An 11,547-nucleotide genomic window follows, 5' to 3' on the forward strand; every position below is an offset into this window, starting at 1 on the left:
GATGCCATGTCCTCACCCGAACCCCGCCTGCTGGTGATCGACGCGGTCGGGCTCACGCCCCGGCTCCTGCGGTACGCACCCCGGCTGCGCGCCCTGGCCGAACGCGGGTGGCAGGCCCCGCTGGAGACGGTGCTGCCCGCCGTGACCTGCACCGTGCAGTCGACCTTCCTCACCGGCCGCACCCCCGCCGGACACGGCGCCGTCGCCAACGGGTGGTACTTCCGCGACCTGGGCGAGGTGTACCTGTGGCGCCAGCACAACCGGCTCGTGCAGGGCGAGAAGGTGTGGGAGACCGCGCGCCGCCACCGTCCGGGGCTGAAGGTGGCCAACGTGTGCTGGTGGTACGCGATGGGCGCCACCACCGACTGGACCGTCACACCGCGGCCGATCTACCACGCGGACGGGCGCAAGTCCCCCGACTGCTACACACGCCCGCCCGAGCTGCACGACGAACTCACCGAGGAGCTGGGCCCCTTCCCGCTGTTCAACTACTGGGGGCCGACCGCATCGCTCGCCTCCAGCGAGTGGATCGTCGCAGCCACCCGCAGGCTCATGCCCCGGGCCGACCTGACGCTGTGTTATCTCCCGCACCTGGACTACGACCTGCAACGCCACGGCCCGGACTCGCCGCAGGCCCGGCGGGCCGCCCGTGACATGGACGCCGCGCTCGCGCCGCTGTTGGACGACGCCGAGGCCGCCGGGGTCCGGGTCGTGGTGCTCAGCGAGTACGGCATCACCCCGGCCACGACCCCGGTCGACGTCAACCGGGTGCTGCGCCGGGCCGGGTTGTTGGAGGTCTACACCCAGGACGGGATGGAGTACCTGGACCCGTGGGCCTCGCGCGCCTTCGCCGTGGCCGACCACCAGTGCGCCCACGTGTACGTGCGCGACGAGGCGGACGTGCCCGCGGTCGCCGGGCTCCTGGAGCGGGTCGAGGGCGTGGACCTGGTCCTGGACGAGAAGGGCCGGGCCGAGCAGGGCCTGGACCACGAGCGTTCCGGTGATCTGGTGCTGGTGGCCGAGCCGGGCGCGTGGTTCACCTACTACTACTGGCTCGACGACACACGCGCCCCCGACTTCGCCCGCGGGGTCGACATCCACCGCAAGCCCGGGTTCGACCCGGCCGAACTCTTCCTCGACCCGAAGGATCCCCTGGTCAAGGCACGGGCCGCCGCGAACCTGGCCCGCAAGAAGGCCGGGCTGCGCTACGCCATGAACGTCGTCCCGCTGGACCCGGCGCCGGTGCGGGGCACACACGGGCGCCGCGCCGAGGACCCCGACGACGGTCCCCTCCTGATCTGCACCGAACCCGGGTCCGCCCGGGACCGTGTCGCCGCCACCGAGGTGCGCGACCTCCTGCTCGGCCTCGTCGGGGTGCCGGACCCGGCGGGGCCGACCCCCGCCTGAGCCGGCACCGACCGAGCAGGCGCCGGACACCCCCAACCCCCATCGAATCCGGAGGTCACGATGACCCGACCTGTCACCCTGTTCACCGGCCAGTGGGCCGACCTGCCGTTCGAGGAGGTGTGCTCGCTGGCCTCCTCGTGGGGCTACGACGGGCTGGAGATCGCCTGTTGGGGCGACCACCTCGACGTCACGCGGGCGGCCGAGGACGAGGCCTACGTCCGCGGCCGGTTCGACATCCTCGAGAAGCACGGCCTGGGCGTGTGGGCGATCTCCAACCACCTGCTGGGCCAGGCGGTGTGCGACGACCCGATCGACCACCGCCACCAGGACATCCTGCCCTCACGCGTGTGGGGCGACGGCGACCCCGAGGGTGTGCGCCGGCGCGCCGCCGAGGAGATGAGAACGACCGCACGCGCGGCCGCGAAGCTGGGCGTGGACACCGTCGTCGGCTTCTCCGGGTCGGCGAACTGGAAGTACGTGGCGATGTTCCCGCCGGTGGGCCCCGACGTCATCGATGCGGGCTACCGGGACTTCGCCGACCGCTGGAACCCGATCCTGGACGTGTTCGAGGAAGTGGGGGTGCGCTTCGCCCTGGAGGTGCACCCTTCCGAGATCGCCTACGACTACTGGTCGACGCAGTTGGCGCTGGAGGCGGTCGGCCACCGTCCCTCGTTCGGGCTCAACTGGGACCCCAGCCACATGGTGTGGCAGGACGTGGACCCGGTCGGGTTCCTGTACGACTTCCGGGACCGCATCTACCACGTGGACTGCAAGGACGCCCGCAAGCGGGTCGGCAACGGCCGCAACGGGCGCCTGGGCTCGCACCTGCCGTGGGGTGATCCCCGCCGGGGATGGGACTTCGTCTCCACCGGGCGCGGCGACGTGCCGTGGGAGGCGTGCTTCCGGGTACTGAACTCGATCGGCTACGAGGGGCCGATCTCGGTGGAGTGGGAGGACGCCGGGATGGACCGGTTGACCGGTGCGGCCGAGGCCGTGCAGTTCGTGCGCGCCAACGCCTTCGACCCGCCCGAGTCCTCCTTCGACTCCGCGTTCTCCTCCGACTGAGCCGGGCCGCGGCGGGCCGCCGGGGCGGTCCTCGAGAAGGACCTCCGTCCCCGGCGGCCCGCCACGGAGGCCCACCGCGGAGGCTCGATGCGGAGGCCCCCGCGGAGGCTCGATGCGCCCTCAGATCATGGGCGCGATGACCACGCGGTGGCGCTGCCCGTCCGGATCGACCACGTCCTGGCGGAAGTCGTTGATCCGGTTGACCGAGCTCTGCACCTCGTCGTCGGAGAACGTGTCCGTTCCGGCGCCGGGCAGGTGCCCGCGTACGGCACGGACCGCTTCCTCCACGGAGAGCGCGCTCTCGCGCCGGACCGGGGTGATGAGCCGGCCCTCCAGGCGGCTGATGGCGATCCGGAACATCCCGGTCTCCCTGCGGTGTTGGGGGTCGTCACCGACATTCTGCCTCACCGTCCCCGTCTCTACGGTCCGAGCGGAGCGGGCATGCCCTTCGGCCCGGGGAAGCCCCCGGGCCGGTGGGGCCGGGGCGGGGTCGTGCCGCGTGGACGGCTGTTGCGCGGTGAACCCCCGGTCGAGGGGCGTCTGCGCCCGGTCTTGTGACTCCGGACAGGAGTTCGCCGCCCTGCCCGACCCCGCACCCAGTGGGTGGGACCGTACGTGGGTGCTCTTGCTACCAGAGCCGACTTTGGCGGTCGAGACTGGCTCTGGGGCCACTGCCGACCGGCTCGGCAGACCACCCCGGTGGCCACCCTCAACTCGGCGGACGGCACCCCCAGGAGCGGCTGAGCGGTGTCCACTCTGGCCAGCGGTGACAGGCCGAGCGCACGCGCCGATTTCCAGACTGCCGTGGTGCAGTTTTCGTTGAGCGGCCACGTGTGGCGGCGCCGGTGGTAGTCGCGAACGTTCTCGGCGCGTGTGATGGCTCCATGTGCCGCAGGTTTTGGCACGATGGCTCGTCGCACCAGTGAGCCAGCACGGGGCGGGGTTGTCCTCGATGGGCACGAGGATGCCGGACATCTGTCGGTAGCCGTAGGCATGGACGCTGACGGTGCACCTGACTGACGTGTCCGCTCCGGCACGGCCCGCCTTGAGCTCGCTGTTACCGCTACTACTCAGGGCCGAACATCAGTACCAGCTTTGTTCTTCGCTGCATCAGTGGGTGGCGAACGCGTAGGCGGCGGTCTCTTCGTACGCCAACAAGGCGTGCCGGAGCTCGGCAGATAAGCGGGCGGCGGGCCTTGTGCGGGTGCGGCGAGGGGTGTGGCGTGCCGAACAGGTCATTCATGGGACGGATCCGCCTGCGTGCGTGCGGCTTCGGCTACGGATCGGCGGATGAGGGTGTAGCGACCGATACGGCGAGCGGGCAGGGTTCCGGCTTCCACCTGGGCCGACACACCTTGTCTCGTCATGCCCATGATGTCGGCGGCCTCGCCGGTGGTGACCAGGTCGGGGATGTACGGGTCATCGGTCATGGCCATGGTGGTTGTTCCTGTCCGGTTCGGGTCTTGGCCGGCCCGCGGGTATACCGAGGGCCGGCCGGAGTGTCGAGAGAACTCTGTCTTACAGACGGTGCCGCGCGAGGCGGTAGATCAGGACCGCGCCGAGCACCAGGACGGCCCAGACGGGCCACAGGGCCCACAGCAGAGGCGTGGGTTCATTGATGGTCATGGCGGCCACCAGCAGCACGGGGGTGACCACCAGGGCGACCACCGTCACAGTGAACGAGATCCGAACCATGTTCGTCCTTTGCGGTTGTTGCGGTTGCGTGTTCTGGGTGGGACCCTGTGGGAAGCAGGGCCGGGGATAGCTGATATATCCCCGGCCCTTTTCTCTGGCTACCTAGCCCCGGTTCCGTCGGATCTTCCGGGCTCGCCGGTTCATCTTCTGGTACGAGCGGTAAGTCCGCTCCCGGGCCCGGACCGCTTTAGGGCGCTCGCGCTTGCCCCTGCTGCTGCGCGACGACTGCATCGATGCGGTTCTCGGCCTGGCCCCGACTCTGTTCCACGGCACCGTCATCCCCACGTGTGTGGTCGTTTTCCGCTCCCGAGGAGCTCCTCTACTCCTACGAGAACTCCGCGGACTTTTCGACACCCACCGGTATGTGGACCACGCGCCATCACCGGAACCGCACGACGTGTACGCCCCCTCTGCGGAAAGCGTGCCCGGGACCGAGACCGCCGAGCGGCCCTGGCCACCGGGTGGCCGGATGTGGCCCGGGATCGCCTTCACTCCGGACCACGGTCGCTGGTGGCTACCTATCGCGTCCCGGCCATGGGACCGCGCCGGTGCCAGGAGCCTCGCGGCCTGGGCCTCGGTGGCAGGTGCAGGGCTCCGGTCCGCCGGGCCCGGACCAAGTGGGAGAAGGTGGTCGCCACGGGCCTGCTGCTCTGCTCCAACTGCTCGATCTTGGCTTCCAACTCCTGGGCACTGTCACCGCTCAGCAGCACCATCTGCTCGGTGTGGGCCGCCCAGTACTGTCCGGTCGCGCTGCCGTGCCACACGGTCCATCCCCGTCGCCGGTACACGTCCCGCAGACGGCTCAGTTGTCGGGCCGAGGCCATTCCTGGGTCCTTCATCGTGGTCGCGCTCATGCCTGACTACCTCCCAGGGTGTTCAGCACCTGCCGGAGTCCCTCGGCGCAACCCCGCTCGATCAGTTCGTGCCGGCCGTCACCGCTGTTCCGGGTCCTGGTCGCCACGTAGCTGGGCAGGCCCCGTTCGTTGTGCAGCTCGCAGGTCAGGAAGTCGGGGAACTCCTCGCGTAGCCGCAGGACGGTCTCGCTGGGCCGGATGCGATAGCCCTCCACCACGATCACCAGCCCTTCCTCTGGAGCGGAAGCACCGGCGCCACGGGCTGTGGAACGTCCCAGCACAGTTCGAAGAACATCCCCGGACCCAGGATCGACTGGTAGTGACCCCAGCGGTCCGCGAGTGCGTTCACCAGCACCAGGCCGTGGCCGCTCTCGGCTATGGCGTCGGGGGTCACGGCCCGCAGGACCGGGCGCCTGCCGTGAGCGTCGCGGACCTCAACGCGCACCCGGCCGTGGAAGAAGTGCGCCCGCACGTAGAAGTCCCCGGGCGCGTCGGTCTGCTTCGGGGCGTGCTTGACGTTGTTGCTCGCCAGCTCCGAGAGCAACAGGAGCGCGGTGTCGGCGGTCTCGCTCGGCACGCCCTCCACGCACAGGGTGCGGGCGAGCCAGTCCCGAGCCTCCTGGATGCTCTCCGGGCGGCCGATGAACCGGGAAGAGCAGCGCCGCAGCGGCAGCCGCCGACGCGGCCCCGGGACGGAAACGGTACGTTTGGTCATGAGTCCTCACCTGCTACTTCAGGTTGTGGGCTAAGGCCCTGTCCAGGTGTGCCCTCACCTTGGCAGGGCCGTTTTTGTGCGTCGAACACCTCAACAGCCTGTGCCTACGAACTGCTGGTGTTGCCGACGTCACTGTTAGTGTGCATCGCAATACCGCTCATGGCAAGAGGGTTACTAGAATCTTCAGTATTGGCAACTTGCGAAAAGTTGGCTTCATGCATTGGGTCAGTGACACTGTGGACGTCCATGTCTGCATCAGGAGGTGTTGGGTGGCGGACGCCAGTCCCACGGTTGCTCGTCGGACTCTGGCCAGAGTGCTCCGACAACGCAGGGAGAGTGCACGGATCACGGCCGCCAAGGCAGCCAGCCATGCGGGTATGCATGCCGCGACTCTGAGCAAGGTGGAAAGTGCGACCACCCGCATCCAGCCCGGCACGGCTCAGGCGCTCATGAAGTTCTACGGAGCTTCGGAAGAAGACTCCGAAGCTGTTTTCGAGCTGGCCCACGCCGCGCGCCGTCGCGGTTGGTGGCAGTCCTACAAGTCGACACCCGCCTGGTTCGACGCCTACCTGGGGTTGGAGACGGAGGCCAGCGCGATCCGTGACTATCAGGCGGAGCTGGTCCACGGGCTATTGCAGACCGAGGAGTACGCCTCCGCACTGGCGCGGGCAGCGGTCGACGTCGCGTCCGAGAGTGAGGCACAGGAACACGCCGCCCTGCGTATGGCGCGCCAGGAGAGACTCACTGAGGATCGCACGCTTCACCTGGACGCCATCATGAGCGAAGCTGCTCTGTATCGCGAAGTGGGCGGCCCAGAGGTCATGAGCTCCCAGCTTCGACAACTTCGGGAACGCTGCGAACTCCCCAACGTCTCGTGCCGGATTCTCCCGTTCGCGGCAGGAGAGCACCCTGCCGGGTACGGCTCGTTCATGATCCTCTCCTTCCCTGACTCGGGGCACCGAACGATTACCTACAGTGACGTGGCCTATGTCGAGTACGGCTTGGGAGCGCTGTATCTGGAGGACCCCTCTGACGTCTCCCGCTTCTCTGAGATCTTCGGAGGCCTGGAAGACCGAGCCTTGAGTCGTGAGAGATCATTGGCCGCGATTGAGCACGCGCTCGCCGAGTACAAGTAGCAAAGAGGTCGCACCATGAAGCGGAGTTCATACCCATGGCGCAAGTCGTCTTACAGCTCAAACACAGGAGCCTGCGTCGAAGTTGCTCTCAACTGGCACAAGTCCAGCTACAGCGGCAATGGGCCCTCATGTGTCGAGGTCGCCGAGGCCTCCCACCAGGTCCACGTCCGTGACACCCAGAACCGCCCCCTCGGCCACCTCACCTTCTCCAGCTCCGACTGGGGCTCCCTCCTCGCTTCCCTCCGCGAGGGCAACGGGGCCGGCTGAGGCATCCCCTCCGCCGGCTCCAACCGATCCCGGCCGTGAGGATTCGGCCCTCGGGGACGCCACACACCAGCTCTGACACTGGTTACTACCAGAACCAGGACGAACACCAACAGCTCGTTCGCCATGTCGGACACCAGTGATGAAAGGCGACCCATGAGCACCCCGAGGGCCGTTCCCCCGCGCCTGACACAGAGGGGACGGCGGCGCCCATCTGACCGGGATGCAGCAGGCCAACGGTGACGAGGCTGGTCGTGACGTATGGCCTCGTGTGAGGGACTCGTGGGGCAGAACTCGATGACCTCAGCCGAAAGTACGGAGCCCGAGGAAGGGCCATTGGTCTCGTGTCTCCGGGGCGAATGCTGCCATGGGCGCATCAGGCTCCATCAGCACTCGGAGCAGGATCTTGTGAGCGACCACGAGCACGGGGCCTCGGGAGCCTGCCAAAGCGATGAGCCGAGCTCGGACCCGCGTCGCCCTGGCACCGAGCTCCATCAAGGACTCACCGTCTCCGTAACTGTTCGCCGGATCCACGAGACGCTTCGCCCGCCAGGTGGCGTAGTCGGCAGGGAATTCCTTCGGAGGAATGCCCTGGACCGCTGTGGGGCTCCGCCATTCGCGAAGATCGGAGAGGAAATCCAGCAAGGGGATCCCGGAGTACTCAGCCAGGAGTTCGGCGGTCTGCTGTGCGCGACGCAGCGGGCTGGCCACGATGCCGACCACGTCGGGTATTCGCTGGGCCACCCTGACCGTATCCCGTCGGCCCTCAGGGGAGAGTTCCACGTCGTCGGGCGCGTGGTGACCCGGACGGTGCCCGACGTAATGCGCATGGCGCATGAGGTACACATCAGGCAAGGACCCACCCTCCGTCCACGCGCAGGGTCTGACCAGTGATGAATCCGGCCTCGTCACCGGCGAGGTAAGCCACAGCGGAGGCAACATCCTCGGGACGACCCCGGCGTTGCACACACTGTCGGACCAGCTGGCGCTTTTCCATGGCTTCGGAGTCGAGAACGACCCGTTCCTCGGCGGGTACGTGGATGGAACCCGGGGCCACACAGTTCACGGTGATCCCATGCTCGCCGAGTTCGCGAGCGAGCGCACGGGTGAGACCCTCGAGCCCGGCTTTCGCCGCGATGTAGTCGGCCAGGTCATGCCTCCCGGTGGAGGCGAGGACACTACCGATCGTGATGATGCGGCCGTGGCGCTGGTCGATCATCGCGGGTGCGGCGGCCTGTGCGAGTAGGTGGTGGGCAGTCAGGTTCAGGGCCAGGCATCCATCCCAGCGTTCTCGGCTGAGGTCCCCATGGGGTGTTCGGGGATAGTCGCCAGCGGCAGTGACGAGGATGTCCGGCGGCCCCATCCTGTCCTGCACGTGTGCGTGGAGTTCCGCCGGCGCGGTGGGTGAACGCAGATCCGCGTCGAAGACCTCCGCTGTTCCTCCTGCATCCGCGATCTCCTGGGCGATGTCCATGGCCCCGCCAGCGGTGTCGAAGTGGGCCAGCGCGACGCGGGCCCCAAGCTCCGCGAGAGTACGGGCGATGGCCGCTCCGATTCCTCCGGCGGCTCCGGTCACCAGTGCCAGACGGCCGTTCAACGAGTAGGGCACGAGGGCTCCGTCAGATCGAAAAATCGTGTGGGAGAGAAGTCGGGCGCCATGCACAGCGTGAGCTTGGCGAGCAGGTACAGACGCTGGTCCAGGGGCAGGCTGACGAGGTCGAACACACCGATGATCCGCATCACCAGGTAGGGGCGCAGCGCCTCTGTGAGGGTCCCCCCAGGGAAGTACCGGGCGGCGAGGGGTCGGACGAGCAGTTCCCAGTAGCGGGCCAGCGCGAGCCTCCGCGCCTGGGTCAGCCGGTCGGTGAACCGGATGTGCAGGGTGCCCGCATGTGGGTGGGCGCTGACACACGGCGTGTTCGCGGGGAGCCGATCGAACGTGGCGGGGTGCTGGGCGAACGCCTGCGGGTTGAGGGTGGGGACCAGCCAGCCCCCGAGTACAGCGGTGTAGAAACTGAAGTTGGCGATCTCGCCCGCGATGGCGTTGCGGCCAGCGGTGTCGTAGTCCAGCCAGGCCGGTGGCACGGCGAGGTTGACGTCAGTCGGATCGCCCTGACTGATCACACTCCAGACGGGGGTGTCGAACGCCTCGCGCAGCCAGGAAAGCGTTCCGGCCCAGTCGAGTTGGTAGTGGCGTCCGTTGACGTACAACCCTGTCCGCGTGAGATCGCTGAGTCTCGGCCCTTTCTGGGTTTCGGTCAGGGGGATGTCGTTGTGGGCGTAGTACTGGTCGAGCCGCCCACCGGACAGAGCTCGGTCCCGGTAGAGCTTGCCGACCACCGTGGAGGGAGAGCTCAGTTCCGCTGTCTCGGTGAAGACAGACAGGTAGGTGCTGTTGATCCGACGCATGTACGCGTCCAGGGTCGAATGGTCACCGTCGTTCGGCGTGTTGAGCAGGTCCAGCAGCAGCCCTCGGTCGGTGCCCATAGGCAGTCGTTCGTAGACCAGGACGCTGCGTCCGGGAAGGTGGACACGATGGTGCAGGACGGGCACCGGATACCAGGCGCGGAGAAATTGGTGGCCGAGGACTTCAGCGCGGGCCTCGTTGTGGTCGGGCATGCACTTGGCTATAAGGCGCCGTCGTCGTGTGTCGACCGGATAGAGCCGGTTGCGGGAGAACGTGAGCGGGGCCCCGATCCGTGGGAGCGGATTCAAGATCCTCATACGCGTCCGCGTTCCAGTGCGAGGACAGCGGTGTCAGCAAGGGTATCGGGCGTGATCGCGGACAGCGGTGTTCGCCGTTCGGTATCACCCTCGTCCAAACCATCGCGTACTGGGCACATGTCCCAGCGGTGCATGCGTTCGGAGAAGAGTGTGGCCAGCGCGTGGTGGTGTTTAAACCCCGTACGCCACTTGCTGTGGGAGTGCCGCCCGTAGAGCCCGATGACTTCTGCCCTGTCGGAGACGAACGCGGCGAGGTGGGTGAGGCCGGTATCGTTTCCCATAACGAGGTCACAGCGGGTGAACAGAGCGGCGAGCGTTTCGAGATCAGCACCAGCGACCGGTTCCACCCGCACAGCATCCGAATTCCAGGAGCGATGTGCTGTCTCATCGCGGCCGGACACAAGGTGGAGCCGCACTCTGCGGCCGGTCACTCGACCGATGATCCGTGCTGCCGTGGTGAACCGCTCGGCCCCGTAGTCCTTACGTCCCGGCCAGCTCGTCGCGGTCACAGCGGCGATCGTCAGCGTCCCTCCGTCGGAGACGGCGGGGTCGCTCTGCCTGGACGGCATAAACGGCGGACCGCCAGGAAGACGAAGCCCAACGCGTTCTTCGATCGCCAGGTAGTAGCGCGCAGGAAGGAAGGGATAAGCATGTCGCCCGTCGCTACGGCAGTGGGCCTGCTCCGGTCGACAGAGCAGGACGTGGTCCTCACCCTCAGGCCGGGCCAGTGCCACCCCCGGTTCATCGCCGACGATGAACCGGGGGGAGGGAGATGACGAAGCAGTCGCCTTCCTCCCCGGATAGAGGCGACCGTACCGGCCCAGCATGGTGAGAGGGACGCTCCGGGCGAACAAGGCGAGAGCGTCGGCGATCGCAGTGACCGTGCCGAAAGCGAACAGGGAGTCCCCCAGCTTGCCTTCGAAGGCCACCACGATCTGCCCGCACCGTTCCAGAGTGCGCCGCAGCCCGTTATCGGGATGTTCGGGAAGCGGTTCGCCGACAGGAGTCGCCTCGCGGTCGTAGCCGAGCGGAACGCTGGTCACCTGCTCGGAGGTGTAGATAGTGCTTCCCCAGTGGCGGGTCACCGCGAGACACGCCGGGTTCATCCGCCCTCCCCGAGCCGTGTGAGGGAGACAAGAGGGAGCCCGAGTTCTTCGATGCCGTGCCTGGCCTTGTATCGGGTGTCCTCGACCAGACACACCGCGGCTACTGGATGCGCCCCGTGGTGTCGCAGGGCTTGTGCAAGGTTGACGAGAGTAACGCCGGTCGTCACCTCGTCGTCGACCAGGATGTAGCTCTGCCCGGTGTCGATCCCGTAGGCGAACACGTTCGGCCGGTTGGCGTGCCCCTCAACGAAGTGGACTGTTCCGGGGAGAGGAACACGAACCTTCCACGCGAGCTTGTACGGGAGTCCGGAGGCCAGGCTGAGGGCCAGAGCGGGAACGATACCGCCCGCGTCCAGTCCGAGGACCACGTCGACGTCCGTCACCGCGGGGACCTCGCAGAGAAGACGTGTCCACAGCAACTGTCCGGCGTTGGTCAGGTCGGCGGGCGGAACCGCCGATCGAGTGCCGTCGAGATCGTGCATCACCCGCTCGGGTCGGCTGCTGGGGCCGGCGTCCAATCGGGTGACGACCTCGGCGCGAAAGTCAGCGTTCTGGGCGACCGCTTCCATGTCGATCCCTTC

General features: G+C 67.6%; 15 protein-coding genes. 4 read left to right on the forward strand and 11 right to left on the reverse strand.

Annotation, left to right across the window (positions count from 1 at the left end; genetic code table 11):
• Nucleotides 1-6 precede the first annotated feature (6 nt).
• Both D456_RS0101190 and D456_RS0101195 read left to right on the forward strand, forming a co-directional pair.
• On the forward strand, nt 7-1,407 hold the full coding sequence (locus D456_RS0101190) for an alkaline phosphatase family protein (protein WP_017574317.1): 1,401 nt from the start codon (nt 7-9) through the stop codon (nt 1,405-1,407).
• A 60-nt stretch (nt 1,408-1,467) separates the two neighbouring features.
• The gene (locus D456_RS0101195) at nt 1,468-2,472 is read left to right on the forward strand and encodes a sugar phosphate isomerase/epimerase family protein (RefSeq protein ID WP_017574318.1); all 1,005 of its coding nucleotides are present in this window, start codon (nt 1,468-1,470) and stop codon (nt 2,470-2,472) included.
• A 120-nt stretch (nt 2,473-2,592) separates the two neighbouring features.
• Here D456_RS0101195 and D456_RS0101200 read toward each other — a convergent pair whose 3' ends face one another.
• The 6 genes from D456_RS0101200 to D456_RS0101225 form a co-directional block, all read right to left on the reverse strand.
• Nucleotides 2,593-2,832 (reverse strand): hypothetical protein, encoded by a 240-nt coding sequence (locus D456_RS0101200; protein ID WP_017574319.1) that lies wholly within the window; start codon nt 2,830-2,832, stop codon nt 2,593-2,595.
• Nucleotides 2,833-3,707: 875 nt separating this feature from the next.
• A complete protein-coding gene (locus D456_RS23440) occupies nt 3,708-3,908 on the reverse strand; it encodes a helix-turn-helix domain-containing protein (RefSeq protein ID WP_017574320.1) in 201 nt (66 codons plus the stop codon).
• Nucleotides 3,909-3,990: 82 nt separating this feature from the next.
• A complete protein-coding gene (locus D456_RS26775) occupies nt 3,991-4,167 on the reverse strand; it encodes a hypothetical protein (protein ID WP_017574321.1) in 177 nt (58 codons plus the stop codon).
• Between the two features lie 518 nt (nt 4,168-4,685).
• Nucleotides 4,686-5,021, reverse strand: a complete 336-nt coding sequence (locus D456_RS0101215; RefSeq protein ID WP_026115466.1) for a hypothetical protein — start codon at nt 5,019-5,021, stop codon at nt 4,686-4,688.
• A complete protein-coding gene (locus tag D456_RS0101220; RefSeq protein WP_017574323.1) occupies nt 5,018-5,245 on the reverse strand; it encodes a hypothetical protein in 228 nt (75 codons plus the stop codon). Before D456_RS0101220 ends, D456_RS0101215 begins: the two co-directional genes overlap by 4 nt.
• A complete protein-coding gene (locus tag D456_RS0101225; protein WP_017574324.1) occupies nt 5,242-5,736 on the reverse strand; it encodes an ATP-binding protein in 495 nt (164 codons plus the stop codon). Before D456_RS0101225 ends, D456_RS0101220 begins: the two co-directional genes overlap by 4 nt.
• A gap of 215 nt (nt 5,737-5,951) precedes the next feature.
• Here D456_RS0101225 and D456_RS0101230 point away from each other — a divergent pair, with 215 nt between their 5' ends.
• Together D456_RS0101230 and D456_RS25320 are read left to right on the forward strand one after the other, a co-directional pair.
• Nucleotides 5,952-6,872 (forward strand): helix-turn-helix domain-containing protein, encoded by a 921-nt coding sequence (locus D456_RS0101230; RefSeq protein ID WP_083904467.1) that lies wholly within the window; start codon nt 5,952-5,954, stop codon nt 6,870-6,872.
• Between the two features lie 15 nt (nt 6,873-6,887).
• Nucleotides 6,888-7,139 carry a DUF397 domain-containing protein gene (locus D456_RS25320; protein ID WP_083904468.1) on the forward strand — a complete coding sequence of 84 codons (252 nt, stop codon included), beginning with the start codon at nt 6,888-6,890 and terminating at the stop codon, nt 7,137-7,139.
• Nucleotides 7,140-7,439: 300 nt separating this feature from the next.
• Here D456_RS25320 and D456_RS0101235 read toward each other — a convergent pair whose 3' ends face one another.
• Genes D456_RS0101235 through D456_RS0101255 form a run of 5 tightly spaced genes read right to left on the reverse strand, consistent with a single transcriptional unit; the run spans nt 7,440 to nt 11,535 of the window.
• Entirely contained in the window at nt 7,440-7,982 is a 543-nt protein-coding gene (locus tag D456_RS0101235) for a histidine phosphatase family protein (protein ID WP_017574326.1), read from the reverse strand.
• 1 nt (nt 7,983) lies between these two features.
• Nucleotides 7,984-8,745, reverse strand: coding sequence for an SDR family NAD(P)-dependent oxidoreductase (locus D456_RS0101240; RefSeq protein ID WP_017574327.1), 762 nt, complete (start codon nt 8,743-8,745; stop codon nt 7,984-7,986).
• Nucleotides 8,730-9,860: a hypothetical protein gene (locus tag D456_RS0101245; protein ID WP_026115468.1), complete on the reverse strand. Its 1,131-nt coding sequence runs from the start codon at nt 9,858-9,860 to the stop codon at nt 8,730-8,732. The genes D456_RS0101240 and D456_RS0101245 overlap by 16 nt, the downstream gene beginning before the upstream one ends.
• Nucleotides 9,857-10,945: a glycosyltransferase family 9 protein gene (locus D456_RS0101250; protein WP_017574329.1), complete on the reverse strand. Its 1,089-nt coding sequence runs from the start codon at nt 10,943-10,945 to the stop codon at nt 9,857-9,859. The genes D456_RS0101245 and D456_RS0101250 overlap by 4 nt, the downstream gene beginning before the upstream one ends.
• Before the next feature lie 17 nt (nt 10,946-10,962).
• A complete protein-coding gene (locus tag D456_RS0101255; RefSeq protein ID WP_026115469.1) occupies nt 10,963-11,535 on the reverse strand; it encodes a phosphoribosyltransferase in 573 nt (190 codons plus the stop codon).
• Between the last annotated feature and the right edge of the window lie 12 nt (nt 11,536-11,547).

Origin of the sequence: Nocardiopsis kunsanensis DSM 44524 (assembly GCF_000340965.1) — a bacterium.
GTDB classification, from domain to species: Bacteria; Actinomycetota; Actinomycetes; order Streptosporangiales; family Streptosporangiaceae; genus Nocardiopsis; species Nocardiopsis kunsanensis.

Excerpts from the sequence above, each read along its gene's own strand:
- D456_RS26775 (WP_017574321.1), bottom strand. The coding sequence starts at position 4,167 with ATGGTTCGGATCTCGTTCACTGTGACGGTGGTCGCCCTGGTGGTCACC.
- D456_RS23440 (WP_017574320.1), bottom strand. The coding sequence starts at position 3,908 with ATGGCCATGACCGATGACCCGTACATCCCCGACCTGGTCACCACCGGC.
- D456_RS0101195 (WP_017574318.1), top strand. The coding sequence starts at position 1,468 with ATGACCCGACCTGTCACCCTGTTCACCGGCCAGTGGGCCGACCTGCCG.
- D456_RS0101215 (WP_026115466.1), bottom strand. The coding sequence starts at position 5,021 with ATGAGCGCGACCACGATGAAGGACCCAGGAATGGCCTCGGCCCGACAA.
- D456_RS25320 (WP_083904468.1), top strand. The coding sequence starts at position 6,888 with ATGAAGCGGAGTTCATACCCATGGCGCAAGTCGTCTTACAGCTCAAAC.
- D456_RS0101255 (WP_026115469.1), bottom strand. The coding sequence starts at position 11,535 with ATGGAAGCGGTCGCCCAGAACGCTGACTTTCGCGCCGAGGTCGTCACC.
- D456_RS0101200 (WP_017574319.1), bottom strand. The coding sequence starts at position 2,832 with ATGTTCCGGATCGCCATCAGCCGCCTGGAGGGCCGGCTCATCACCCCG.
- D456_RS0101225 (WP_017574324.1), bottom strand. The coding sequence starts at position 5,736 with ATGACCAAACGTACCGTTTCCGTCCCGGGGCCGCGTCGGCGGCTGCCG.
- D456_RS0101190 (WP_017574317.1), top strand. The coding sequence starts at position 7 with ATGTCCTCACCCGAACCCCGCCTGCTGGTGATCGACGCGGTCGGGCTC.
- D456_RS0101245 (WP_026115468.1), bottom strand. The coding sequence starts at position 9,860 with ATGAGGATCTTGAATCCGCTCCCACGGATCGGGGCCCCGCTCACGTTC.
- D456_RS0101230 (WP_083904467.1), top strand. The coding sequence starts at position 5,952 with ATGCATTGGGTCAGTGACACTGTGGACGTCCATGTCTGCATCAGGAGG.